Annotated in this window: 26 protein-coding genes; 10 read left to right on the forward strand and 16 right to left on the reverse strand. The window is 69.4% G+C overall.

What is annotated here, in order from left to right; genetic code table 11:
* Window positions 1–9 precede the first annotated feature (9 nt).
* Genes ACZ7OI_RS04605 through ACZ7OI_RS04620 form a run of 4 tightly spaced genes read left to right on the forward strand, consistent with a single transcriptional unit; the run spans window position 10 to window position 4,103 of the window.
* Window positions 10–660: a hypothetical protein gene (locus tag ACZ7OI_RS04605; protein WP_470262807.1), complete on the forward strand. Its 651-nt coding sequence runs from the start codon at window positions 10–12 to the stop codon at window positions 658–660.
* Window positions 647–1,726, forward strand: coding sequence for a CbiQ family ECF transporter T component (locus ACZ7OI_RS04610; RefSeq protein WP_470262808.1), 1,080 nt, complete (start codon window positions 647–649; stop codon window positions 1,724–1,726). Before ACZ7OI_RS04605 ends, ACZ7OI_RS04610 begins: the two co-directional genes overlap by 14 nt.
* Window positions 1,723–3,321, forward strand: a complete 1,599-nt coding sequence (locus ACZ7OI_RS04615) for an ABC transporter ATP-binding protein (RefSeq protein WP_470262809.1) — start codon at window positions 1,723–1,725, stop codon at window positions 3,319–3,321. The genes ACZ7OI_RS04610 and ACZ7OI_RS04615 overlap by 4 nt, the downstream gene beginning before the upstream one ends.
* A complete protein-coding gene (locus ACZ7OI_RS04620) occupies window positions 3,318–4,103 on the forward strand; it encodes an ECF transporter S component (protein WP_470262810.1) in 786 nt (261 codons plus the stop codon). The genes ACZ7OI_RS04615 and ACZ7OI_RS04620 overlap by 4 nt, the downstream gene beginning before the upstream one ends.
* On the opposite strand, the gene ACZ7OI_RS04625 is transcribed toward ACZ7OI_RS04620, so the two are convergent.
* From ACZ7OI_RS04625 to ACZ7OI_RS04635, 3 genes are all read right to left on the reverse strand, one after another.
* Window positions 4,096–4,929, reverse strand: coding sequence for an alpha/beta fold hydrolase (locus ACZ7OI_RS04625; protein WP_470262811.1), 834 nt, complete (start codon window positions 4,927–4,929; stop codon window positions 4,096–4,098). The two genes, ACZ7OI_RS04620 and ACZ7OI_RS04625, sit on opposite strands and share 8 nt — an antisense overlap.
* A 68-nt stretch (window positions 4,930–4,997) precedes the next feature.
* Window positions 4,998–5,858, reverse strand: coding sequence for a 3-hydroxybutyryl-CoA dehydrogenase (locus ACZ7OI_RS04630; protein WP_470262812.1), 861 nt, complete (start codon window positions 5,856–5,858; stop codon window positions 4,998–5,000).
* A gap of 111 nt (window positions 5,859–5,969) precedes the next feature.
* Window positions 5,970–6,152 (reverse strand): DUF3073 domain-containing protein, encoded by a 183-nt coding sequence (locus ACZ7OI_RS04635; RefSeq protein ID WP_037716129.1) that lies wholly within the window; start codon window positions 6,150–6,152, stop codon window positions 5,970–5,972.
* A 207-nt stretch (window positions 6,153–6,359) separates the two neighbouring features.
* Here ACZ7OI_RS04635 and ACZ7OI_RS04640 point away from each other — a divergent pair, with 207 nt between their 5' ends.
* Complete coding sequence (locus ACZ7OI_RS04640; RefSeq protein ID WP_470262813.1) at window positions 6,360–7,256, forward strand: DUF8083 family protein; 897 nt, start codon at window positions 6,360–6,362, stop codon at window positions 7,254–7,256.
* Here the strand turns inward: ACZ7OI_RS04640 and ACZ7OI_RS04645 are convergent.
* The 3 genes from ACZ7OI_RS04645 to ygfZ are packed head-to-tail and all read right to left on the reverse strand — an operon-like array spanning window position 7,237 to window position 9,915.
* Window positions 7,237–8,181, reverse strand: a complete 945-nt coding sequence (locus tag ACZ7OI_RS04645; RefSeq protein WP_470262814.1) for an asparaginase — start codon at window positions 8,179–8,181, stop codon at window positions 7,237–7,239. The two genes, ACZ7OI_RS04640 and ACZ7OI_RS04645, sit on opposite strands and share 20 nt — an antisense overlap.
* Window positions 8,178–8,744 carry an RsiG family protein gene (locus ACZ7OI_RS04650; RefSeq protein ID WP_470262815.1) on the reverse strand — a complete coding sequence of 189 codons (567 nt, stop codon included), beginning with the start codon at window positions 8,742–8,744 and terminating at the stop codon, window positions 8,178–8,180. The genes ACZ7OI_RS04645 and ACZ7OI_RS04650 overlap by 4 nt, the downstream gene beginning before the upstream one ends.
* 49 nt (window positions 8,745–8,793) lie before the next feature.
* Window positions 8,794–9,915: a CAF17-like 4Fe-4S cluster assembly/insertion protein YgfZ gene (gene ygfZ / locus ACZ7OI_RS04655; RefSeq protein WP_470262816.1), complete on the reverse strand. Its 1,122-nt coding sequence runs from the start codon at window positions 9,913–9,915 to the stop codon at window positions 8,794–8,796.
* A gap of 31 nt (window positions 9,916–9,946) precedes the next feature.
* Here ygfZ and ACZ7OI_RS04660 point away from each other — a divergent pair, with 31 nt between their 5' ends.
* Window positions 9,947–10,792: an aminodeoxychorismate lyase gene (locus ACZ7OI_RS04660; protein ID WP_470262817.1), complete on the forward strand. Its 846-nt coding sequence runs from the start codon at window positions 9,947–9,949 to the stop codon at window positions 10,790–10,792.
* Window positions 10,793–10,844: 52 nt separating this feature from the next.
* Window positions 10,845–11,111, forward strand: a complete 267-nt coding sequence (locus ACZ7OI_RS04665) for a hypothetical protein (RefSeq protein ID WP_470262818.1) — start codon at window positions 10,845–10,847, stop codon at window positions 11,109–11,111.
* On the opposite strand, the gene ACZ7OI_RS04670 is transcribed toward ACZ7OI_RS04665, so the two are convergent.
* The 10 genes from ACZ7OI_RS04670 to ACZ7OI_RS04715 all read right to left on the reverse strand — a co-directional run bounded on the left by ACZ7OI_RS04670 (window position 11,108) and on the right by ACZ7OI_RS04715 (window position 18,531).
* Window positions 11,108–11,527, reverse strand: a complete 420-nt coding sequence (locus tag ACZ7OI_RS04670) for a hypothetical protein (RefSeq protein WP_470262819.1) — start codon at window positions 11,525–11,527, stop codon at window positions 11,108–11,110. The two genes, ACZ7OI_RS04665 and ACZ7OI_RS04670, sit on opposite strands and share 4 nt — an antisense overlap.
* A 2-nt stretch (window positions 11,528–11,529) precedes the next feature.
* Window positions 11,530–12,381: a 5-oxoprolinase subunit C family protein gene (locus ACZ7OI_RS04675; RefSeq protein WP_470262820.1), complete on the reverse strand. Its 852-nt coding sequence runs from the start codon at window positions 12,379–12,381 to the stop codon at window positions 11,530–11,532.
* On the reverse strand, window positions 12,381–12,983 hold the full coding sequence (locus tag ACZ7OI_RS04680) for a 5-oxoprolinase subunit B family protein (RefSeq protein WP_470262821.1): 603 nt from the start codon (window positions 12,981–12,983) through the stop codon (window positions 12,381–12,383). The genes ACZ7OI_RS04675 and ACZ7OI_RS04680 overlap by 1 nt, the downstream gene beginning before the upstream one ends.
* A gap of 16 nt (window positions 12,984–12,999) precedes the next feature.
* A complete protein-coding gene (locus ACZ7OI_RS04685) occupies window positions 13,000–13,611 on the reverse strand; it encodes a heme-binding beta-barrel domain-containing protein (protein WP_470262822.1) in 612 nt (203 codons plus the stop codon).
* 129 nt (window positions 13,612–13,740) lie between these two features.
* The gene (locus ACZ7OI_RS04690) at window positions 13,741–15,054 is read right to left on the reverse strand and encodes an MFS transporter (protein WP_470262823.1); all 1,314 of its coding nucleotides are present in this window, start codon (window positions 15,052–15,054) and stop codon (window positions 13,741–13,743) included.
* 121 nt (window positions 15,055–15,175) lie between these two features.
* Complete coding sequence (locus ACZ7OI_RS04695) at window positions 15,176–15,481, reverse strand: DUF1416 domain-containing protein (protein WP_470262824.1); 306 nt, start codon at window positions 15,479–15,481, stop codon at window positions 15,176–15,178.
* On the reverse strand, window positions 15,481–16,317 hold the full coding sequence (locus tag ACZ7OI_RS04700; protein WP_470262825.1) for a sulfurtransferase: 837 nt from the start codon (window positions 16,315–16,317) through the stop codon (window positions 15,481–15,483). Before ACZ7OI_RS04700 ends, ACZ7OI_RS04695 begins: the two co-directional genes overlap by 1 nt.
* Before the next feature lie 29 nt (window positions 16,318–16,346).
* Complete coding sequence (locus ACZ7OI_RS04705) at window positions 16,347–16,781, reverse strand: DUF4395 domain-containing protein (RefSeq protein WP_344266159.1); 435 nt, start codon at window positions 16,779–16,781, stop codon at window positions 16,347–16,349.
* Window positions 16,782–17,188: 407 nt separating this feature from the next.
* Entirely contained in the window at window positions 17,189–17,623 is a 435-nt protein-coding gene (locus ACZ7OI_RS04710; RefSeq protein ID WP_470262826.1) for a TlpA family protein disulfide reductase, read from the reverse strand.
* Between the two features lie 5 nt (window positions 17,624–17,628).
* Window positions 17,629–18,531 carry an LmeA family phospholipid-binding protein gene (locus ACZ7OI_RS04715; protein ID WP_470262827.1) on the reverse strand — a complete coding sequence of 301 codons (903 nt, stop codon included), beginning with the start codon at window positions 18,529–18,531 and terminating at the stop codon, window positions 17,629–17,631.
* A 174-nt stretch (window positions 18,532–18,705) separates the two neighbouring features.
* Between ACZ7OI_RS04715 and ACZ7OI_RS04720 the strand changes: the two genes are divergently transcribed.
* From ACZ7OI_RS04720 to pstS, 3 genes are all read left to right on the forward strand, one after another.
* Window positions 18,706–19,437, forward strand: a complete 732-nt coding sequence (locus ACZ7OI_RS04720; protein WP_354745946.1) for a winged helix-turn-helix transcriptional regulator — start codon at window positions 18,706–18,708, stop codon at window positions 19,435–19,437.
* Window positions 19,438–19,465: 28 nt separating this feature from the next.
* Complete coding sequence (mshD, locus tag ACZ7OI_RS04725) at window positions 19,466–20,359, forward strand: mycothiol synthase (protein WP_470263438.1); 894 nt, start codon at window positions 19,466–19,468, stop codon at window positions 20,357–20,359.
* A 240-nt stretch (window positions 20,360–20,599) separates the two neighbouring features.
* Window positions 20,600–21,730, forward strand: a complete 1,131-nt coding sequence (pstS, locus tag ACZ7OI_RS04730) for a phosphate ABC transporter substrate-binding protein PstS (RefSeq protein ID WP_470262828.1) — start codon at window positions 20,600–20,602, stop codon at window positions 21,728–21,730.
* Window positions 21,731–21,784 lie beyond the last annotated feature (54 nt).

The following is a 21,784-nucleotide window of genomic DNA, read 5'->3' on the forward strand; positions in this document are numbered from 1 at the left end:
TCATCTGACATGCGGTTCGTGCACGCGCGGCACTGGGGGCGAGTCCTCGCCGGCTGCGCTCTTCTCGTCGCTACCGGCCTCGGCGGGGCTTCCTCCGCTTCGGCCACCACGCCCGGCAAGGGCGCCGACGGCTATTGCCAGGACGACAACGGCGTCACGGTGATCGTCGACTTCCAGGGGCTTGGCGGCGAAACCCTCATCCGGTGCGCCCCCGGCAAGCAGGAAAACGGCGTCACCGCCCTGCAGAACGCCGGCTTCGAACTCACCGGCGCGGGCAAGTACGGCCTGTCGGTGATGTGCAAGATCGAGGGCAAACCCGCCGATCAGGCCTGCACCGGGATGCCGCCGGAGAAAGCGTCGTGGAGCTTCTGGACCGCCACCAACGGCGGCAAATGGGAGTCGGCCCAGGTCGGCGCGCAGAGCTGGAAGCCGCCGGCCGGCGCGTTCGAGGGCTGGTCGTTCGCGATCGGCAAGTCCTATACCGAGTACCCGCCGCCGCGCACCGAGCCGGTGCGCAAGGCCAACGCGCCTGCCCAAGCTCCGGCGTCCACTTCGGACAGTGGATTCCCGTGGGGCCTGGTGATCGGCATCGTGGTCGTCGTGCTGCTCGTGGCGGCCGGGACGGTCGTCGCGGTGCGTCGCAGGCGTGCCGCGGAGTAGTCCGCGAGCGCTCCATCCCGGCGCGTGGTGGGTGTGGGCGCTCGCGCTCGCCGTCGCCGCGAGCCGGACCACGAACCCGGTTCTGCTCGCTCTGGTGATCGCGGTGGCCGGATTCGTCGTGGTGCTCCGCCGCGGCGACGCGCCGTGGGCGCTGGCCTTCCGGATGTACGCCTGGATCGCTGGCGTGATCGTGGCCTCGCGCGTGCTGTTCCGGATCCTGATCGGCGGCGAGGACGGCGGCCACATCCTGTTCACGCTGCCGACCATCCCGCTGCCGAGCGTCGCGGCCGGCATTCAGCTCCTCGGCCCCACCTCGGCCGAGGAGCTGCTCGGCGGACTGTACGACGGGCTCCGATTGGCCACGATCGTGCTCTGCATCGGTGCCGCGAACGCGCTGGCGAACCCGAAACGCCTGCTCAAGGCCGTACCTGGGGCGCTGTATGAGGTGGGCACGGCGGTCACTGTCGCCCTGTCCGTGGCACCGCAGCTGGTCGAGAGCGTGCAGCGGGTGCGCCGCGCGCGTCGGCTGCGGGCGGGCAAGACGCGCGGTCTGCGGTTCGTGAAGGGGATTTTCGTGCCGGTGCTCGCCGACGCCATGGACCGGTCGCTGCAACTCGCGGCGGCCATGGATTCCCGTGGCTACGGACGGCGCGGCTATCTCTCGCCGCGCGTCCGGATGCTGATCGCGACCTGCGTGCTGGCCGGGCTGGTCGGCGTCGCGGTGGGGGTTTACGGCGTGCTCGACGGGTCCGCGTCGTGGCTCGGCGTGCCGATGCTCGTCGCCGGTCTGGTGCTGGCCGCCGCCGGATTCGTGCTGGGCGGGCGGCAGATCCGGCGCACGACCTACCGGCCCGATCCGTGGCAGCTGCCGGAGACGCTGGTCGCGCTGTGCGGCGTCGCCACCGCGGTGCTCGTGCTGATCGCCGACCCGGTTTCGCTCACCACCCCGGCCAGCCCGCTGACCTGGCCGGAGCTGCCGCTGCTGCCGACCGTCGCGGTGCTGATCAGTGTGCTGCCCGCTTGGTTCGCGCCGCGTCCGGCGCTGGTGTCGGAGGTCGCTCGATGATCGAGTTTTCGCACGTCAGCGTCACTTATGACGGGGCGGACCGGCCGGTGCTCCGCGACGTCGACCTCGTGATCGAGGAGGGCGAGCTCTGCCTCGTCGCCGGACGCACTGGTGTCGGCAAGTCGACATTGCTCGGCGCGATCAACGGTCTCGTTCCGCACTTCACCGGCGGCACGCTGAGCGGACGTGTCGAGGTCGCCGGGCTCGACACCGCGACACATCCGCCGCGTGAACTGGCGTCGGTGGTCGGCGTGGTCGGGCAGGATCCGCTGGCCGGATTCGTCACCGACACCGTCGAGGAAGAACTGGCGTACGCGATGGAGCAGCTCGCCGTCGCGCCCGACGTGATGCGCAAACGCGTCGAGGAAACCCTTGACCTGCTGGGCATCGCCGAACTCCGCGACCGTCCACTTCAGACCCTCTCGGGCGGGCAGCAGCAACGCGTCGCGATCGGCGCGGTGCTCACGGCGCACCCGAGCGTGCTGGTGCTGGACGAACCGACGTCGGCGCTCGACCCGACCGCGGCCGAGGAGGTGCTGGCCGCGATCACTCGGCTGGTGCACGACTTGGGCACGACGGTCGTCGTCGCCGAGCACCGGATGGAACGCGTCGCGCAGTACGCTGACCGCCTGCTCTACCTGCCCGGCGACGGCACCGTGGTCTCCGGCCAGCCGGCTGAGGTTTTCGCCGAGACCGATGTCGCGCCGCCGATCGTGGAGCTGGGCCGACTCGCGGGTTGGTCACCGCTGCCGCTGTCGGTCCGCGACGCCCGTCGGCTCGCTCGCCCGCTGCGGGAACGCCTAGCGGAGCGTCGCCCTGCTCAGGCAGCACAAAGCTCTGGTGAAGCGGTCCTCACCGCGCGGGGCGTGCGGGTCCGGTACGGCGGCGTGAACGCGGTTCGCGGCGTTGACCTGCGGCTGAACCGAGGCGAGGTCGTCGCGCTGATGGGCCGGAACGGCTCGGGCAAGTCCTCGCTGCTGTGGGCGTTGCAGGGCAGCGGACCCCGCTCTGACGGCACGGTCGACGTCCTCGGCGCGGACCCGAAGACGCTCCGGACGCGGGCTGCCCGCACGCGCGTCGGCCTGGTGCCGCAGACTCCGTCTGACCTGCTGTATCTCGATTCGGTCGGCGCGGAATGCCGACAGGCGGACGTCGAATCGGACGTCCCGCCAGGCACCGCGCGGAAGCTGCTCGACCGCCTCGTGCCCGGCATCGAAGACGACACCAATCCGCGCGATCTGTCCGAAGGTCAGCGCCTCGCCTTGGTCCTGGCCGTACAACTGGCCGCCGCCCCGCCGGTCGTGCTGCTGGACGAGCCGACCCGCGGGCTCGACTACCCGGCGAAACGGCACTTCGCGACCATCCTCGCCGACCTGGCCGCCGAGGGACACGCGGTGCTGCTGGCCACCCACGACGTCGAGTTCGTCGCCTCCGCCGCACACCGCGTCGTGGTCCTGGCTGAGGGCGAAGTGGTCGCCGACGGTGCGACGGCGGACGTCGTCGTGGCCTCACCCGCCTTCGCGCCGCAGGTGGCGAAGATCCTCGCGCCGGAGCCGTGGCTGACCGTGGACGCGGTGGCGAAGGCGCTGGCGTGACCGATTTCCTGGGCCCAGCCGTCCGCATTCGGCACCGCACGGCGCTGGTGCTGACGGCCGCCGTCGTGGTCGGCCTGGCGATGTTCTGCTGGCCGCTGCTCGCCCGCAGCACCGTCGGCACCTCCGCGCACGTGACCGACGCGCCGTTCGTTTTCCTCGTGACGCTGCCGGTGCTGATCCTGATCGTGCTGGCCGAGCTGTCCAGCGGCGGACTCGACGCGAAGGCGCTCGCGCTGCTCGGCGTGCTGTCCGCGGTGAACGCCGCGCTCCGTCCGCTCGGCGCGGGCACCGGCGGGATCGAGCTGGTGTTCTTCCTGCTCGTGCTGGCCGGGCGGGTCTTCGGTCCGGGCTTCGGGTTCGTCCTCGGCTCGACGTCGCTGTTCGCGTCCGCGCTGCTCACCGGCGGCGTCGGACCGTGGCTGCCGTTCCAGATGCTGGCGTCGTCGCTGGTCGGCCTGGGCGCCGGGCTGCTGCCGCGCCGGGCGAAGGGCCGGTGGGAGATCGCGATGCTGGCGGTCTACGGAGTGGTCGCCGCGTACTTCTACGGCCTTGCGATGAGCCTGTTCACCTGGCCGTTCCTGGCCAACCACACGGCGCTGGACTTCGTCCCGGGCGGCCCGCTCGGCGAAAACCTGCACCGGTTCCTGGTCTTCACCGTGCTGACGTCCACTTTGGGCTGGGACACCGGCCGCGCGCTCACGAACCTGGTCGCGATCCTCGTACTGGGCCCGGCGATCCTGACGGTGCTGCGCCGGGCCGCACGCCGAGCGGCGTTCAGCTGACCGACTGGCCGATCTTGTCCAGCACCTCGACGAACTGAGCCATCCCGGCCGCGTTCGGGAAGTGCGAGGTGTCGAGGTCGTGCACCTCGAACTGCGTGCCGGGCGTGCGCGCGTCGGCCTCGGCGATCATCCGTTCCTGCAGGGCGAGCGGCACTAGATGATCTTGGAGATGCCGGACGTAGTGCCGCGGGACCCGACCCCATCGTTCCGGCGTGCCACGCGAATCGGTGGAGCTGCGGCCGATGATGTCGTCCGGAGCCATCGCGTTGAGCAGGGCGTAGAACTCGCCGTCGGTGGCGTCTGCGCAGAGCGCCGCCTTCGCTGCCGTCAGGGCCTCAGCGGAGGAAGAACGCCAGTTGAAGCGCATCGCCCCGATCACCGCCGGGTCGGCCGCGATGAACCCGAGCATCGCCCCGACTTGCGACGACGCGGCTTCGGGCGTCGCCAAGTACTCCTCGGGCGTCGGCAGCTCGACACAGCAGAACGCGGCGTCGTAGACCAGCGCCGACACCAGCTCCGGGACTTCTTCGGCGACGAGCGTGACCAGTGCGCCGCCGATGCTCGACCCGACCAGCACGACTGGACCCAGCGCCGCGGCCCGGCGGACGACGTCCACAGTGGTCGCGACCTGGTCGGCCACGGTCACGCCGGCCAGCGCCGACGGTTCGGTGGCGAACGCGCCGAGATCCTGCGGAGCTTGATACGACAGCCGAAACTGCTGCTCCGGCTGCGGCACCCCCACCCCGCGATACCCGCGCAGCACGAGTTCAGGCGGCGCGGCGGACACGCCGTTGGCACCGGCGGCGAAGACGAACGTCGAAGTCATGCCGCACAGTCAAGCGACCAGCCCGGCCCAGCACAGCGGGGAAAGGTTGATCAGATCCGCAACTAAAGTCAGGAGTACGAGTAGAACCCGCGGCCGGTCTTCTTGCCGAGCAGCCCGGCGTCGACCATGCGCAGCAGCAGCGGCGGCGACGAGTACAGCGGCTCCTTGAACTCGGCGTACATCGAGTCCGCGATCGCCTTGATGGTGTCGAGGCCGATCAGATCGGACAGCCGCAGCGGACCCATCGGGTGCGCCGTGCCCAGCTCCATGCCGCGGTCGATGTCCTCGGCCGAGGCGAAGCCCGATTCGATCATCCGGATCGCCGACAGCAGGTACGGCACGAGCAGCGAGTTCACGATGAACCCGGCCCGGTCCTGCGACCGGATCACCGTCTTGCCCAGCGCGCCGGTGGCGTGCTCCTCGGCCCGGCGAGCGGTCTCCTCGCTGGTCAGCAGCGACGGGACCAGTTCGACCAGCGGCAGCACCGGCACCGGGTTGAAGAAGTGGATGCCGACGACCTGCTGCGGACGGCCGGTGGCCATGCCGAGCTTCATGATCGGGATCGACGACGTGTTGGACGCGAACACCGCGTCCTCGCTCTCGACGATCTTGTCCAGCTGCCGGAACACGTCGACCTTGGCCTGCTCCTGTTCCAGGATGGCCTCGACGACGAGATCGCGGTCGGCGAACTCGGCGATGTCCGTGGTGAAGCGCAGCCGCCCGAGCGCCGCTTCGGCGTCCTCGGCGGCCAGCTTGCCGTTGCGGACGCCGCGTTGCAGCGACTTCTCGATGCGCGCCTTGCCCGCGTCCAGAGCGGGCTGGTTCACCTCGGTGACCAGCACGTCCAAACCGGACCTGGCGTGCACCTCGGCGATGCCGGAGCCCATCAGCCCTGCTCCGACCACACCTACTCGTGCGATGTCGCTCACCCGTTCAACTCCTTCACCTCACTGGCAGCAGCAAGAAAACGGGCAGCACACAACGCACGAGGGCGTCTCGGACCTCAGTCCGATTCCGCCCTCGCGTGTCGTGTGCCTGCGTCAACGGCGGTACTCGTCGTACCCGTCGTCGTACGGGTCCTCGTACCGCTTGTCGTCCTCGTGGTTGTCCGAGGAACTACTCGACAGCTCGCGCTGCAAAGCATCGAAGTCGGTTTCGTGGGAGCTGTATTTGAGCTCGCGCGCCACCTTCGTCTGCTTGGCCTTAGCCCGGCCGCGCCCCATGGCTCGACCCCCTCGCACAGGGGCGGGGCGGCCGGGGGAATCGGCGGCCCCGCATCGTCTCGACAGTTCTTTCCTGCTGACACCGTACCGTGTCCCGGGGGTTGGATGCGACGTGGCACGGTGTGCTCGTCGCGACAGTGTCCGCCGGACGCCGGTTACCGGCACGTCGATGCCGATCGGCCCTGGTCGGCGTGCCACGATGCTCGGGTGCTCCGACCCTTCGTGGCCTATCTGCGGGTGTACGAACCTCTGCGCGCGCTGGGCGATCCCCCCGCGCAACAGCTGGTCGAGGCCGTTTCCGCGGGCGGGCTCAGCCGGGTCGGGATCGGCGAACGCGAACAGTGGATGTGGCTCAAGTCACAGGCGGCCGCGCCGGTGCGGCTGCTGCCCGCGCAGCTGCGCGACGGACGGCCCTCGCCGAGCCTGGTCAACGACGTGCTCGTGCTCGACCCGGCCGACGTCCCGGCAGGCCACTCGGCCGAAGGCCCGTTCGCGTGCCCGCTCGAACTGCGTGCCCGCTCGGCCGCCGCGTTGAGCACCTTCCTCGCCGACGCCGAACCGGCGTTGCGGATCGCGGTCCTCGACGCGGGCGGGGTCACCGCGGACAAGGCCCGCGCGCAGACCAAGGCCGCGATGACCGATCTCACCGCCACCGCCGCGCACACCCTCACCACCACCTGGACCGTCCCGCTGCCGTGGTTCTCGCTGGTCGATCCGGACGAGCGCAAGCTCGTGCTCGGCAGCGGCCCGGCCGACCCGGCGCGGGAAGCGTCCTGGCGCACCCCGATGTCCGAGGCGCTGCGGCGGGCGTCCGAGGCGGGCGAGCTGATCGAGACGACCTTCGGCGACTCCGGCCCCGGCCGGGTGCTCTCGCAGACCCGCCAGTGGCTGGAGAGCTTCGACCCGGACTCGGTCGTCGAACTGGATTACGGCGGTCTCGTGCAGCTGTTCGCCGATTCGCTGCTCGACGCCGACTCCACCGCGGAGGAGGTCCACGACATCCTCGACGCGCTGCGCACCGGGAACGTCGAGGAGCTGGCCGAGCTGTTTTCGCAGCTGCGCGAGTTCTGGGGCGACCTCGCGGCTAAGGAACACTCCAACTGACCCGAAGCTCGCCTTGTCGTTTGCCGCCGCCGAGCACCGGCGGGTGAACCAGGTCGGCCAGCTCTTCCGGTGCCTCGATGCCGAGACGCGCCAGGACGGCCATCGCCAGCGGAGCCAAAGCTCGCTTGTTGCCGTCCGCGATCTTGATCGCGCACGCGGTGCCATCGCCGAGCGTGAACGCCAGAACACCCTCGGCACCGCTCTTCGACAGCAGCCCAGGTACGGCCTGCATCAGCCGGGTGTCTTCCCGGCCGGTGCCCGCGACCAGCCACGGGTGCGCACGCATCGCGTCGGCCACCCGGCGTTCGTCGGTGCCCAGGTCGGCCTGTGCGAGCCGCCCGAACGACCGCGCGAGGCCGGTCGGCGAGAAGGCGAACAGCGGCGCGCTGCAGCCGTCGACCCCGACCGCGGCGATGGATTCGCCGGTCAGCTCCTCGACCGTCTTCGCGAGCTGGACTTGCAGCGGATGGTCCGGCAGCTGGTAGCCGTCGGTCTCCCAGCCGTTCGCGACGCAGGTGGCGAGCATCGCGGCATGCTTGCCGGAGCAGTTCATCGTGATCTTCCGCGGCTCGTCGGCCGCGCGCCGGGCGTCCTCGCCGATCGGCAGCTCGGCCGGGCAGGCCAGCGCCGACGGGTCGAGCCCGGCCGCGGACAGCATCGCCGCGACGCGCTCGAGATGTCCGGTTTCGCCGGAATGCGACGCACACCCCAGCGCCAGGTCCGCGCCGTCGTAGCCGAGCCCGGCGCGGAGCATGCCGACGCCCTGCAGCGGCTTGTTCGCCGACCGGGGGAAGAACGGGCTGGTCACGTCGCCCGCGGAGAACTGGACGGTGCCGTCCGGCGCGGTCACGACGAGGCATCCGTGGTGGACGCTCTCGACGAACCCGTTCCGGACGACCTCGACGAGGATCGGCTGGCCGGTCATTCCTCGACGCGCCCCAGTTCGCTGTCCAGCAGCTGGTCCACAGTGGCCGCTCCGCTGCTGTAGCGCGCGGCGATCTCGGCGTTGAGCGTGTCCATCACGCTTTGGACCTGGCGGCGAAAGGAAGACACAGACACTTCTTCCGCCGCGTACGTGTCCAGTGCGGTGGCGAGCTTGTCGTCGGAAAGCGAGCCGACGTCGGTGAGCCCGGTGTCGCCGATCAATGCCTCGGCGTGCCTGCGGTGCTCGCCCGCGCGGGACGGTTCGAGCTGCTGGTGGCGGCCCGAACCGGCAGCCGGTCCGAGCGCGTTGTCGGCGAGGATCGACGCGAGCCGGTCGACGATGCTGGCCGCCCCGCCGGACGAGCGGCGCTCCTGTTCGGCGCGCACGATGTCGATGCGGGCGTGCAGGAGCCGGCGCAGGTAGGACAGGTCTGTCTCCTCCTGCGCGGCCTCGTCGCGCCGCTCGCGCAGCACCGGGAGCGGCAAGTCGCCTAGTCCGGTGAGATATCCCGGGCCGAGGACGCGGTCGATCCGTCGTCGCCCGCCGGGACGCACTTCGATCACGGGCACATCCTGCTCCACATTCCGCGACGACGCTACCGTCGAGTTCACTTCAGCCCCGCAGTCTCTGCGCCGCTTCCCGTCCGGGCGCCGCGTGCTCGCCCGGCACCGAGTCCGGATCGACAGTGGCCTGGACCACTCGGTCCTCGTCTCCTGCCAGCAGTTCCGCCCCGCCCGGCACCGAACGTTTGACCAGCGCCAGCGCGATCGGCCCGAGTTCGTGGTGCTGCGCGACCGTGCCGATCCGGCCGACCACGCGCTCGCCGAGCTTCACCGGGTCGCCGGTCTCCGGCGTGATCTCCGGCGAACCGTCGAGGTGCAGCAGCGCGAGATACCGCGGCGGGCGGCCGACGTTGTGCACCTTCGAGACAGTCTCCTGGCCGCGGTAACAGCCCTTCGCGACGTGCGCGGCCGAGCCGATCCAGCCGACCTCGTGCGGGATCGTCCGCTCGTCGGTGTCGACGCCGAGCCGCGGATGCCGCGATTCCACGCGCAGCGCGTCGAAGGTCCACGAGCCGGCCGGGCGTGCGCCGGCGTCGGTGAGCCGTTGCCACCATTGAGTGAGCTGAGCACGCGGGACCACGAGATCCGCACCCGCTCGCGTCGGCCACGGCATCCGCCGGGCGAAACCGCCCTCGGGCAGCGCGGTCACCGAATACGGCTCGGCGCCGAGCTCGACGCCGAGCACGCTGTCGGTCTCCGGGCCCAGCACCGAAAGAACGGCCAGTTCTTCCGTCGCGTCGCGAATCTCGACCTTGGACCAGAATTTCATCGCTTCGAGGTACTCGCGCAGGGTTTGCTTGCCGCCCTTGGGCAACGCGCTCGTGACGACCGGATCGGGGTCGCTGTCGAGGTACACCGTCTCGCCGGTGTGCGCGAGCACGAAGTGGGTGTCGACGTGGCCTTGGCTGTCGAGGACGAGTGCTTCGGTGCCAGTGTTTCCGGCGAGTTCGGTGACGTGTTGCGAGATCACCAAATGCAGCCAGGACAAGCGTTCCTCGCCGGTGACGGCGAGGATTTCTCGGTGCGAGCGGTCGATCACGACCACTCCTCGGGCGGCGGTGCGCTGCTCGGCGAACGGATCGCCCCAGTGCCACGGAACTCCGGCTTCCGGATGGCCCTCGGGCGCGGCGACCGCGCGGGGGATTTCGAGCAGCGGCGAGCTGTACGGCATACCGCTAAGGGTAAGTGAGTACCTTGTGGGGATGCGCGTTCTCGCCTTCCTCGACGGTTCACTGGCCGACCCCGAAGCCGCCCACCTCCGGGTGGACGACCTCGGCCTGCTGCGCGGAGACGGGGTGTTCGAAACGATCCTCGTGGCCGTGAAAAAGCCGCGGGAAATGCGCCCGCACCTCGACCGGCTCGCCCGTTCCGCGGCGATGCTGGACCTGCCCGCGCCGGATCTCGAGGGCTTCGCCCGAGCCGCGCAGGCGGTCGTCGACGCGTGGCAGGGCGGGCCGGAGATCGCCCTGAAACTCGTGTACACGCGGGGTGTCGACGGTGATCCGGAAGGCAAGCCGACGGCGTTCGCGATGGGCTTGGAGGTCGACGAAAAGGTGCTGCGGGCGCGCACCGAAGGTGTCTCGGTAGTGACCCTGGAGCGCGGTTTCGGCCCCGAACTCGCCGAACGCGCCCCGTGGCTTTTGCTCGGCGCGAAAACGGTTTCCTACGCGATGAACATGGCCGCGCTGCGCGAGGCGTCCCGTCGCGGAGCCCAAGATGTGATCTTCACCGCTACCGACGATTCGGTCCTCGAAGGACCGACGTCGACGGTCGTCCTGGCGAAGGAACGGACGCTCTACACGCCGCCGTCCACTGTTGGCATCCTGCCAGGAACGACGCAGTACGCGTTGTTCCGCGGCGCGGAGAAGGCGGGCTGGTCGGTGAAGGTGGAGCCGCTGTCGGTGGACGACTTGCTGCGCGGGGACGGCGTTTTCCTCACGTCGTCGGTGCGGAAGGTGACCCGGGTGCACACGCTGAACGGGACGGAGCTGCCGGATTCGTCGGCGCTGCACGGCGAGCTGGTGGCGGCTTACGAGAGCGAGTACTGAGGGCCGCTGCGTTCGCCTCGAGGTAGGGGATGTCGCGAAGGCAGAGCTGGTCGTGGCCGTCCGCGACATGGCTGGCGAAGCCTTCGTGGCCAGCTGCTGCCTGGGTCCGCATGAGCTGTACGAGGTCGCGCAGCCGGGCGGCGGTCGAGGTCAGCGGGTAGGTGCTGACTTCGCCGGGGAGAAACTCCAGCACCTCGATGTCGCCTTCGGCACCGAAGTATCGCGGAGCCTGCCGGAATCCGGCGTTCTCGAGATGGCGCACGGTCCGCGCGGGCGCCGCCCGCCGGCGAATACTTCCTCAGTCACGTCCGAAAGCTAGCCCGAACCCTCCGTCCGAGCAGCCGAAATAAGCACCACCGACGGCGTGACCCCCTCCGCCCGATAGGCGCTGATCTTGTGGTGCCCGTCCAGCAAAAACGGTCGCGTACCGGACAAAACCACCGCCACCGGACGGTGTCCGGAACGGATTGCCGTGCGGTAGTACGCGACCCGGGCATCGTCGTCGTCCGGCCAGTCGTTCGCCGGGACCAGATCCGCCGCCTCGAACCGCTGCGGGCCGCTGACCCGGTACTGGCCGTCGGCGAGCAGCGCCAGCAGTTCGCGGAGGGTTTCCGCCAGCGGAAGGCGTACCTGACCGGTCGCGAGCGCGATGCGCAGCGACTGCGGCAGCTCCGCCCGTCCTCCGGTGTTCAGCTCCAGGAAACCCGCGCCGCCGGTGATCGTTACCCGTTCCACGCTCAGAAGGACGTGTGGAACCGCACCAAGATTCCGGGGCGTGCTTGAGCGAGTGCTCCGAGTGACCCCTGTCTCACGACCGCGACCACTGGATAACCGCCCGTGGTCGGGTGATCGGCAAGGAACACCAGCGGCAATCCGTTCGGCGGAACCTGAATCGCGCCGGTGAGGACGCCCTCGCTCGGTAACTCCGAAGTGGACACTCGACGTAGTGGCGGCCCGTCAAGGCGGACCCCCACTCGGTTGGATTCCGCGGTGACTGTCCACTGTGCGTTGAGCGCGCTCGCGGGGTCGGCGAACCAGTCGTCACGGGGCCCGAGCAGGACCGGGACGGCCAGCCGCGACGGCACGGGCGCGGCGGCGACCACGTCGGCACCGGTCGGAACACCGCTGACCGGACCGAGGGGGACCGTCGTGCCAGCGTCCAATGGCGAGGGGCCGAGTCCAGATAGGACATCAGTCGACCGGCTCCCCAGCACTGGCGGCACCGCGATGCCGCCGGACACTGTCAGGTAGCAGCGCAGCCCGGTGGCTGGTCGGCCGATCGTCAGTTTTTGGCCTGGCCGCAGCGAAATCGGCGTGTGCGAGCCGGTTTCCCGTCCGTCCACCGACACCGCGACCGGCGGTCCGGTCACCGCGGCGGTGCACGAAACCGCGGCCCGGACGGTCAATCCGCCCAGCACGGTTTCGATCCCGGCGGCATCCTCGGCATTGCCGACCAGCCGGTTGCCGAGCCGGAGCGCGGCGACGTCAAGAGCACCCGACGGTGGGACGCCCAGATGTGCGTAACCAGGCCGGCCGAGGTCTTGCACCAGAGCCAGAGATCCGGCCGAGACGATCTCCAAGGCGCGCATCAGACGCTCCGGAACCGGACGCGGAGACCGGGCGTGAACAACGCTGGTGGCGCGGCTGAAGGCTCGAAGAGCGTCGCCTCGGTGTGTCCGATCAAGCGCCAGCCGCCGGGAGATTCTCGCGGGTAGACGCCGGTGTACTCGTCGGCGATGGCTACCGCGCCAGCGGGGACCCGGGTCCGCGGAGAGGCCAGCCGCGGCTGCTGCAGCTGAGCGGGAAGCCCGGCGAGATAACCGAAACCTGGCGCGAAACCGGTGAACGCGACCGTGTAGACCGCGCCGGTGTGGAGAGCGACGACCTCGTCCACGCTGAGCCCCGCGTCCTCAGCGACCAGAGAGAGGTCTTTGCCGGAATACCGCACGTCCAAAACAACTTCGCGGGCATCCCCGGCAGGCGGATGGTCCAGATCGGCCGAAGCCAGCAAGGAACGCGCGGCTTCCAGGGCACCCGCGGACGCGACTACCAGCAGAGTGCGAGCACCGGGGACGATCTCTTCGACGCCGTCGAGCGCGGCTTCGGTGAGGGTCGCCCGGGCCGCGCTCATCTCGTCGAGCGAGGCGCAGTCGAGCAGGGCGGCGTGTTCTCCGTACCGCCGCCAGCGCACGGCGTCTCCCGGAGCCTCAGCCCACCACTCGGCGCAGGAGCGCGGAGGCGTGCGGCTGCATTTCCTGGCCGACCATCGCGCGTTCCTCGACGTACCCGAGGTCGCCGTTCACCAGGCCGTACAGCCGCTGCGCGCCGGTGACTTCCTTGGCCGTCGCGGTGCGGATGACCGCGTCGGTGCCGAGCTCCCAGGACGTCTGGCTGCGCGGTTTCCCGTAGTACAGCTCGACGATGCCGGAGCTGTGCGTGAGCAGCAGTTCCAGGGTGTCGTCCTCCTGCGGACGCCAGAACCCGGTTTCGCGGGCGGCGGGCCGCAGCACGCTGCCGTCCTCGTTCAGCAGCCACGAGCGTGCCTCGTGGTACAGGAACGGGCGGCCGTCGTGGGCGACGGTCAGCTGCTGGGCGAACTTGATCGGCCCGTCGATCGTCGGGTAATCGATCTCGCCCTCGCCGCGCCAGACGCCGACGAGCGGCAGCAGTGCCAGGCACGCGTCGTTCAGGTTCGGGCCCTCGCGCAGGTTCGCCGTGTCGTTCGGGATCGGCAGGTCGTCCCACAACGGCAGGTTGCGGTCGCGCGTGCCGGCGGCCCGCTCCTCGGCTGCTGCGATGGCCTCGTCGCCACTCGTCATGCTGGTCAGCGCTGGTCGGCGTACAGCCGGTAGACGACAAAGACCGCGAACAGCACGGTGGCGATGCCCGCGATGATCAACAGGGTCGTAAACAAGGTCTCCACAGCGAGGACAATAGTCCGCCCCGCCTCATCCGGCCCTGCGCAGGGTCGCGGCGGTGAGGACGGTCACCACGAGCAGTGCCGCGCCGGACACCGCCATCGCGGTCTGCAGCCCGGTCGTGAGCGTGCTGCCGTGGTCGAGAAGGGCGCCGAGCGCGGCGACGCCGAGCGCCATTCCCACCTGTCGCGCGGCGTTCACCGTGCCGGCCGCGGTGCCCGTGCGCTGCACCGGAAGCCCGGCGAGCCCGACGACGTTGGTCGGCGTGATGCTCAGGCCGAGACCGATGCCAGACAGGGCGAGCGGGACGCTGAGCAGCCAATACGGGCTCGCGGTGTCGACCAGCAGGAAGGCGAAACTGCCCGCCGCGGTGATGACCAGGCCGATCGGCAGCACGCGTTCCGCGGTGAAGCGGGCGGCGAGCCTTCCGGAGAAAAACGCGAGAACGGCGTTGGCGACGACGTACGGCAGCATCTGCACGCCTGTCGTGGAGGCAGTGCTGCCCCAGGCCTGCTGCAGGTACACGGCGATCAGCACCGGCAGCGGGTAGCAGGCGAAGCCGATGACGAACGACGTGAAGATCGAGGTGGCGAAGCGGAGCTTGCCGAACAGCCGAATCGGCAGCATCGGATGCTGGGCCCGCAGCTCCACGACGATGAATGCGGCTAACCCGAGCGCGCCCACCACCGCGATCACGGCGTCGGACGCGATCACGGCGTAGGTGAACGACCCGATCCACAATGCGCCGAGCAGTTGGCCGGACAGGTCCAGCGCGCCATGCGCGGGATCGGACGACTCGCCGAGACCCCTTCGGCCAGCGAGCACCGCGAAGACACCGACCGGCAGATTGATCAGGAAGATCGAAGGCCAGCCGAATGCGTCGGTGATCGGTCCGCCGATGAGCGGACCGATGACGAGCGCGCATCCGGCGACCCCGCCCCACGCCCCCAGCATCCGGGCCCGTTCTCGCGGCTCTGGATACGCGTGCGCGAGGAGCGCGATACCGCCCGGGATGACCGCCGCGGCCGCTGCGCCTTGCACGATGCGTGCGGCGACCAGCAGACCGAGTGTCGGCGCGAGGCCGCAACCCAGCGAGGCGAGCGTGAACAGGGCGAGCCCGCCGAGGTAGATCCGCTTGCGGCCGTATCGGTCGCCGAGCGTGCCGCCGGTGAGGATCAGCGCGGCGAGCGCGACGGTGTATCCGTCGACAATCCATTGCAGGTCAGTGAATTCGGCGTGCAGCTCGCGTTGAATCGTCGGCAGCGCGACGCTCACCACGCTCGCGTCGAGCAACGCCATGAAGCTGCCGAGGAAGACGGCGACGGCCAGGAGCGGGCTCCGCACAACGGTTTTCGTTTGGGACACACTCGCGAGCCTGGCTCCTCAAGCCGACTTGAGGTCAAGTGTCCCGCACACGAGGAAGGGCCCCTCGGAAACCGAGGGGCCCTCCTGCGGAAGAACGTTGTCAGGCAACCGAAATAGCCAGCTGGTGCAGGCCAGGGCCTTCCGCGGTCACGTTGGCCTCGCCGTTGCCCGTGCGGTGCAGCGCGCGCACCGTCCAGGAGCCGGCGGCCGCGTAGAAGCGGAAGTCGCCGTCGGCCGAGGAGACGACCTCGCCCGCGAAGTCGCCGCCGCCGTCGAGCAGCCGGACGAACGCGCCGCCGACCGGTCCGTCGGTGCCGGTGACCTTGCCCGCCAGCACGACCTGGCCGTTGGTGTCGAAGTCCGCCGGGGTCGCTTCCTGCACAGGTGCGCTGCAGCCGTCTGCCATCACTTAGCTCCCAACTCGACCGGAACGCCGACCAGCGAACCGTATTCCGTCCACGAACCGTCGTAGTTCTTCACGTCCGCCTGGCCGAGCAGCTCGTGCAGGGCGAACCAGGCGATCGAGGAACGCTCGCCGATGCGGCAGTACGCGATGGTCGCCTTGCCCTCGTCGTAGCCCGCCTCGGCGTAGATGTCCTTGATCTCCTGCTCGGACTTGAAGGTGCCGTCCTCGTTGGCGACCTTCGCCCACGGCACGTTCAGCGCGCCCGGGATGTGGCCCGGCACCTGCGACTGCTCCTGCGGCAGGTGCGCCGGGGCGAGCAGCTTGCCGGAGAACTCGTCCGGCGAGCGCACGTCGATGTAGTTCTTCGCGCCGATCTCCTTGACGACCTCGTCGCGGAACGCGCGCAGCGACAGGTCCTGCTCCTTGGCCTTGTAGGTCGTGGCCTCGCGCTTGACCTCGTCGGAGTTCAGCTCGCGGCCGTCGAGCTCCCACTTCTTGCGGCCGCCGTCGAGCAGCTGCACGTTCTCGTGGCCGTAGAGCTTGAAGTACCAGTACGCGTAGGCGGCGAACCAGTTGTTGTTGCCGCCGTAGAGGATCACGCGGTCGTCGTTCGAGATGCCCTTCTCCGACAGGAGCTTCTCGAAGCCCTCCTTGTTGACGAAGTCGCGGCGGACGCCGTCCTGGAGGTCGTTGCGCCAGTCGAGCTTCACCGCGCCGCGGATGTGCCCGTTGTCGTAGGCGGTCGTGTCCTCGTCGACCTCGGCGAACACCACGCCCGGGGTGTCCAGGTTTTCCTCGGCCCACTGGGTGGTGACCAGGACGTCTTCTCGGCTCATGGGAGGCGAACTCTCTTTCTGGGTTGGGTTTACGAGGACGCCCGCGCGGGGCTGAAACGCTTGATCAGCAGGTACACCTGGCACCCGAGGCAGTAGTTGAACGCCGCGTTGAGGAACGCGGCGAAGAGCGCGAACGCGGTCGCGACGACGCCGAGCGGCGTCACGCCGGTCGCGAAGCCGATCGTGCCGACGAGCGCGAACACGAACCCGACCGCCTGGGCGAACCGCAGCGGAGCGGCGTCCTCGCGTTCGGTCGGCGGCCCGAGCCGCGGCGCGACCACGAGCCGGTACAGCACCGAGTACGGCGCGGGCTTGAGCCCGACGAACGCACCGATCGCGAAGACCACGGTCTGCAGTGCGAGCAACGGCCACCACTGCGTGACGAGCACGACGGCGAGCACCACCGTGGTCACGATCGCGGCGAACCTGGGACCTCGCGGGTCTACGGCCGGTCCGGCGGACATGGGTTCCTCCTGCTGAGTGCGAGGGGAAGGCGTGCGGACAGCACGCGGCGAAGACGGATGGAGCTCGAGGAACGGCGCGAGACGTGCTTCAGCGCCGTCCGGGAAAAGGCAGACACAAGCTGCTGCGCACGCGGCAGAAATCGACCGCGCGACGCTGCGTCAGGAGGGTGATGGGCAGCTCGTCCACAGGGGGAGGGTACCCAGGCTCGCTCGCTCCCGGAACCATGTTCATTCCTTGGGACGAGGTCCGGATCCTGAGAATCAACCGTCGCGGCCAGCCGGGGCGGGGCTCTCTCCCCTTGGCCGACGGACTTGGCGCGCGGTGCGGAGGTCTGTGAGGGGAACCCGAGGGGCTCAGAGTCCGTGGGGGTGGCCCTCACGGACCTCCGCGGAAGCGGCGGCGCGCCTCAGCGAGGTGCGGCGGCGAGGTGCGGGCGGAGCGCTTCCAGCAGCTCCGGGCCCTTGGGCACGCCGCCCACGCGCAGCAGTTCCCGGCCTTCCGGGTCCAGCGCGAGCGTGGTCGGCGTGCTGAGCACCGACAGCGCCTGCGCGACCTCGGGACGTTCGGTGACGTCCAGGTCGACGTGGTGCAGGCCGTCGGTCTTCTCCGCGAGCGACGACAGAATCGCCCGCGTGTGCCGGCACGGGGTGCAGAACGTGGTGGAGATCTGCACCAGGGTGACGGCGGATTCCGGATCAAGGGCATCGATGACCGGAGCGGGGAGAGCGCGGGTCGCGGCGGCCGGTTTGGCCGCGCGGATCCGGCCGTTGCGGGCGCGCAGGACCAGGCCCGCGGCCGTCGCCACGACCAGCGTCGCGAGCAGCACCCACACTCCGGTCACCGGGATCAGCCTCCGTGGTTGGTGGACAGGTCGGAGAAGTTCACGTCGTGCGCTTCGCCCTTGAGCGTCACCGAACCGCTGTCCACGCGGACCGCGGTCGGCGTGACCGACAGCGGCAGCCGGGCCGTGTTGATGGTCGCCCGGAAGTTCGGCAGCAGAGCTTTCTGCACAGCTTCCGGAACGATCGTGGTGCTCTGGTCATTCCCGAACTGCAACCGGTAAGGCACGATCGAGATCGACTTCTCCTTGAGCTGGATCAGCGCGAAGCAGAAGATCTCCACCTTCTGCCCGGCCACCTGGACGTCGCCGGAGATCCGCAGGCCCGCGCTGGTGCCGTCGGCCGGTTCGCCGTCGGCGTTGGTGGGCGTCGGGTCCGGCTGCTTGCCCTGCTCGGTGTCGCCGTACTTCACGTACGCCTGGGTCGACTGCTCGATCTTCAGGTTCTGGATCTTGTTCAGCGGCGAGACCCGCGCGAGGTCGGCCGCCTTGATCGTCACCGCGCCGGTGAGCTTGCCGATCTTCACCGCCTTGGTGTTGCCGGACGTGAGGTCCGACAGCGGCGCGATGACGTCCTCGAGTTCGGCGCTCACGCGGAGGTCGCGAAGTTCGCTGCCGACCGGCACGCCGTCGGCGGAAACCGTGATGTGACTGTAGTCACCGGAGAGGGCCTGCACGGTGAACGGGAAGCCGTGGATGGTGACCGACGGATCGTCGCTCAGCCCGAGCTGCGCGCGGGCTTTCTGCGAGATCGTGTGCTCGGCGAAGGCCGCTGCTCCGAAATCCGCACCGACCAGCAGGAGCACCAGCACTCCCAGCACGATGAGCCACCGCCGCACGCGCCTGCCGCGGCGGCCGCTGCCGGGGTTGCTGGCCGGTCGGTCGTCCCGGGTCACGGGCCTGCTCGCCATCGCCTCGGTTCTCCTGTTCGGGTGGATTTCGTCGTGGTGCGGGTCACGCTCTGGCTGTTAGGCCAGGTGTGATCGATCCAGCACGAGCTAGGTGCCGGGGTGTTCACCCGCTATTCTCACTTAGCACCGACCGACGCCACGTTTGAGGCGACGAATCTGAAGGCGGTGCGGATCATGAGCTTGGACCTGCTGGTGCTGACGGGGGAACTCGACGCTACCTCCGTACTACCCGCGCTGGACCTGCTGCCGCACACCGTACGCGTACGCGAGCCGGAAGTGACGGCCCTGCTCGACGCGGGCCACCGGGACGTCATCCTTCTCGACGCGCGCAGCGACCTCGCGTCCGCGAAGAGCCTGTGCCGCCTGCTTAAAGGCGCGGAGGACGAATCGGGCACACCGGTCATCGCGGTCGTCGGCGAAGGCGGCTTGGTCGCGGTCAACGCCGAATGGCGCACGGACGACATTCTTCTGCCCACCGCGGGTCCCGCGGAGGTGGACGCGCGGCTGCGGCTCGCGACCACTCGCGACGGCATCGGCCTGCAGGCGGACGCCGAACTGCGCGTAGGCGACCTTGTCATTGACGAAGCGACGTACACGGCGAAGCTGCGTCGCCGCACGCTTGAGCTGACGTACAAGGAGTTCGAGCTCCTTAAGTACCTCGCCCAGCACGCAGGTCGGGTGTTTACCCGCGCGCAGCTGCTGCAGGAAGTGTGGGGTTACGACTTCTTCGGCGGCACGCGCACGGTCGACGTCCACGTACGGCGCCTTCGCGCGAAGCTTGGCCCGGAGCACGAGCAGATGATCGGCACTGTGCGAAACGTCGGCTACAAGTTCGAGCGGCCGGCGAAGGGCGCGAAGCCGGTGGTCGCCGTTCCGTCCGACGCTTCTGAGCTGACCTCGCGCTGACATTCGCCGGTAGGGTCGGTTTGTGGCTATCGACCTTGGCGACTGGACGACCGAACCCGACGACGCGGTGCGCGAAGTGCTGCTCGCGGCCAAAGCGACTGACGGACGTCCCGAGGTCGACGCGACCGGGCCGTTGCCGCACGACTTCGACGGCGGGCTGCATCTCCTCACCCGCCTCGACGGCGCGCCTGCCGGATACGTTCACCTTGATACCGAAGGCGATTCCCACGGCCATCAGGTCGCGGAGCTTTTCGTGCACCCGGATTTCCGGCGTCGCGGCGTCGGTACCGCGCTCGCGCGGGCGCTGGCCGAACGCGCCGAGGCGGGATTTCGGGTGTGGGCACACGGCGATCACCCTGGTGCGGCGGCGATCGCGGCGAAACTCGGCCTCGGCCGGCAGCGCGAACTGCTGATCCTGCACGTCGAGGTCTCGGGTGCGGATTGGCCAGAACCGGTGCTGCACAACGGTTTCCGGCTGCGCACCTTCGTGCCGGGCCAGGACGAGGACGCGATGGTCGCGGTCAACGCGCGCGCGTTCGACTGGCATCCGGAACAGGGCGCGCTGACCGCCGCCGAGGTGCGGGCCGAAGAACGGCTGGCCTGGTTCGACCCGGCCGGCTTCTTCCTCGCGGAGAACGAGAGCGGCGAGGTCGTCGGCTTCCACTGGACGAAGGTCCACGACCCGGTGCCCGGCCGATTCGACGGCGACCCGGTCGGGGAGGTCTACGTAGTCGGCGTCGATCCTGCTACTCAGGGTAGTGGCCTGGGCAAGGCGCTGACCTTGGCCGGACTCCGCTACCTGCGCTCTCGGGGGCTACCGAGGGTGATCCTCTACGTCGAGGGCGACAACGCCGCGGCCTTGGCTGTGTACAACAAGCTGGGGTTCCAGCGTTTCGAGACCGACGTCCAGTACGGTGCGTGATCACGGTCGACGCGTCCGGTGACCCGTGTTACTTTCTGCGTACTGGCAGGTCACGAGCAGGCCACGGCACCCATTCGGGGTAGTAGTCCTGCTCACAAACGGTGACTTGTTCACCTTCCGTTCATACAACCAAGGACGACCGTCCACCGAGGCTGCCTAGTGTCCGGTTCCGGTGCGGCTCAACCCGCCGCCAATCCCGACCGGATTCAAAAAGGCACATCTCCGAGTGGAGGAAATGCAGTGAAGATCATGCGGCCCCTGGGTGCCGTCGGCATCGTGGCGAGCGCCGCGCTCGTCCTCGCCGCTTGTGGCTCCGACCCTTCGGCGTCCAACAGCGGCTCGGGCTCGAACTCCGCCGCTCCCGCCGCCACCGGAACCGCCAACGTCGACTGCGGGGGCAAGAGCCCGCTGTCCGCCGAGGGCTCGAGCGCGCAGAAGAACGCCATCGAGGTGTTCAACCAGGCCTACGCCAAGAAGTGCTCCGGCCAGAAGGTGAACTACAACGGCACCGGTTCCGGCGCCGGCGTCAAGCAGTTCAACGCCAACCAGGTCGACTTCGGCGGTTCGGACTCGCCGATCAAGGACGCCGACCTCGAGGCCGCCACCAAGCGCTGCGGCTCGCCCGCGCTGAACATCCCGCTGGTCGTCGGCCCGATCGCGGTCGGCTACCACCTGTCCGGTGTGGACAAGCTGACGCTCACCCCGCAGGTCATCGCCAAGATCTTCAACGGCGGCATCAAGAACTGGAACGACCCGGCCATCAAGGCGGTCAAGGGCAACGAGAGCCTGAACCTGCCGGACAAGCCGATCCAGGTCGTCTCCCGCTCCGAGGAGTCGGGCACCACCGACAACTTCCAGAAGTACCTCGGCGCGGCCGCGAAGGACGTCTGGACCCAGGGCGCCGGCAAGAAGTTCAACGGCGGCGTGGGCAACGGTGCGCAGGGCTCGAACGGTGTCGCGAGCACCGTCAAGGGCGCCGACGGCTCGATCACCTACGTGGAGAGCGCGTTCGCCAAGGACGGCGTCACCCCGGCCAAGATCGACAGCGGCTCCGGCGGCGTCGAGCTGAGCGCGGAGAACGTGGCCAAGTCGCTGGACGCCGCCAAGTTCGCCCACCCGGGCACCAACGACCTGGCGATGGACCTCAACGGCATCTACTCCAGCAACGTGCCGGGCGCCTACCCGCTGCTGCTGACCACGTACGAGATCGTGTGCTCGAAGTACTCGAACCCGGACGTCGCGAAGGCCGTCAAGGCGTTCCTGACGGTGTCCGCCACCGACGGCCAGCAGCCGCTGTCGGCCAAGGGCTACGTGCCGATCCCGCAGAGCCTGCAGGACAAGGTGCTGAAGGCCGTCAAGGAAATTTCCTGAACCGCCTAACTGGTACGAAGGCTGACAGAGACTGTCGATGAGCGACCAATCCTC

It is taken from the genome of Amycolatopsis sp. NPDC114503 (assembly GCF_055633655.1).

Excerpts from the sequence above, each read along its gene's own strand:
- ACZ7OI_RS04635 (WP_037716129.1), bottom strand. The coding sequence starts at position 6,152 with ATGGGGCGCGGCCGGGCTAAGGCCAAGCAGACGAAGGTGGCGCGCGAG.
- ACZ7OI_RS04700 (WP_470262825.1), bottom strand. The coding sequence starts at position 16,317 with ATGAGCCGAGAAGACGTCCTGGTCACCACCCAGTGGGCCGAGGAAAAC.
- ACZ7OI_RS04720 (WP_354745946.1), top strand. The coding sequence starts at position 18,706 with ATGAGCTTGGACCTGCTGGTGCTGACGGGGGAACTCGACGCTACCTCC.
- ACZ7OI_RS04675 (WP_470262820.1), bottom strand. The coding sequence starts at position 12,381 with ATGCGCGCCTTGGAGATCGTCTCGGCCGGATCTCTGGCTCTGGTGCAA.
- ACZ7OI_RS04625 (WP_470262811.1), bottom strand. The coding sequence starts at position 4,929 with ATGACTTCGACGTTCGTCTTCGCCGCCGGTGCCAACGGCGTGTCCGCC.
- ACZ7OI_RS04645 (WP_470262814.1), bottom strand. The coding sequence starts at position 8,181 with ATGACCGGCCAGCCGATCCTCGTCGAGGTCGTCCGGAACGGGTTCGTC.
- ACZ7OI_RS04615 (WP_470262809.1), top strand. The coding sequence starts at position 1,723 with ATGATCGAGTTTTCGCACGTCAGCGTCACTTATGACGGGGCGGACCGG.
- ygfZ (WP_470262816.1), bottom strand. The coding sequence starts at position 9,915 with ATGCCGTACAGCTCGCCGCTGCTCGAAATCCCCCGCGCGGTCGCCGCG.
- ACZ7OI_RS04715 (WP_470262827.1), bottom strand. The coding sequence starts at position 18,531 with ATGGCGAGCAGGCCCGTGACCCGGGACGACCGACCGGCCAGCAACCCC.
- ACZ7OI_RS04695 (WP_470262824.1), bottom strand. The coding sequence starts at position 15,481 with ATGGCAGACGGCTGCAGCGCACCTGTGCAGGAAGCGACCCCGGCGGAC.
- ACZ7OI_RS04605 (WP_470262807.1), top strand. The coding sequence starts at position 10 with ATGCGGTTCGTGCACGCGCGGCACTGGGGGCGAGTCCTCGCCGGCTGC.
- ACZ7OI_RS04685 (WP_470262822.1), bottom strand. The coding sequence starts at position 13,611 with ATGACGAGTGGCGACGAGGCCATCGCAGCAGCCGAGGAGCGGGCCGCC.
- ACZ7OI_RS04705 (WP_344266159.1), bottom strand. The coding sequence starts at position 16,781 with ATGTCCGCCGGACCGGCCGTAGACCCGCGAGGTCCCAGGTTCGCCGCG.
- ACZ7OI_RS04660 (WP_470262817.1), top strand. The coding sequence starts at position 9,947 with ATGCGCGTTCTCGCCTTCCTCGACGGTTCACTGGCCGACCCCGAAGCC.